Source organism: Enterobacter asburiae (assembly GCF_008080435.1).
GTDB classification, from domain to species: Bacteria; Pseudomonadota; Gammaproteobacteria; order Enterobacterales; family Enterobacteriaceae; genus Enterobacter; species Enterobacter asburiae_C.
Map to the genome: position 1 here is coordinate 1 of NZ_VRKN01000063.1, position 711 is coordinate 711.

General features: G+C 64.4%; 1 protein-coding gene and 1 pseudogene. One reads left to right on the plus strand and one right to left on the minus strand.

Going from position 1 to position 711, the window contains the following annotated elements:
* Positions 1-71 precede the first annotated feature (71 nt).
* Complete coding sequence (locus FU672_RS25370) at positions 72-269, minus strand: hypothetical protein (RefSeq protein WP_262349074.1); 198 nt, start codon at positions 267-269, stop codon at positions 72-74.
* Between FU672_RS25370 and FU672_RS24810 the strand changes: the two are divergent.
* A pseudogene (locus FU672_RS24810) lies at positions 252-711 on the plus strand (hypothetical protein); the annotation flags it as partial. The gene FU672_RS25370 and the pseudogene FU672_RS24810 overlap by 18 nt on opposite strands.

Here is a 711-nt window from a genome sequence, read left to right on the forward strand (position 1 = left end):
CAGCAGTCAGCTAAGAAATAACTCAAAGGCGGCCAGAGTAGTTGACGCGTATCGGCCAAGGTAGTTGACGTCTAATAGGCACCGCCCGGGGAAGCCGCGCGCGCTTCCTGAAGGACAATCCCGATATCCTGCCCCAGGAGCTGAGCCGCTGGCTGAAGGCCGGACTGAAAATCCGGCCAGAGACCGGCGAAATCTACAAACCCGTCTCGCGGCGCGTCAGGGTTCCGGCGGCTGCGGCTGCCAGCTCCGGGGTGTTCCTGTCTGATCATCTGCGCGAGCGCCTCACAACGCTTGCCGCCGGACAGGGCGTGACGCCGGATGACATGCTGAGTGCCCTGGTGGAGCGTGAGGAGCTACGTCGCCAGCTGGCTCCGGTTCCGGCCGGTGACGATGCCGTTCCGGAGCAGCAGATTGCCGGGGTGGTCAGCCGCCACTTTGCCTCGCTGTCAGAACGCAGCGAAACGGAGGCGTGGCACCTGGCGCTGGGCGCGCTGGTCAGCGAGCTGGTTGAGGCCGACCTGCTGTCGTTTCATGCCGCCAGCGTGACCGAGAGCCGCCGCCTGCATATCCCCCGCACCGCGTATTACTGGTACGGCGGCTTTGTGGCAAAGCGGGTGGCCATGATGCTGGGCTGCTACCAGGTATATCTGTGGAACGACATCATGTGCCCGGACAGCGACGTGGTCTTCGTCGGCGAACCCCGGAACGTGG

What these genes read in the sequence shown, in the direction of transcription:
- FU672_RS25370 (WP_262349074.1), bottom strand. Translation starts at nt 269, where the DNA reads ATGATCAGACAGGAACACCCCGGAGCTGGCAGCCGCAGCCGCCGGAAC.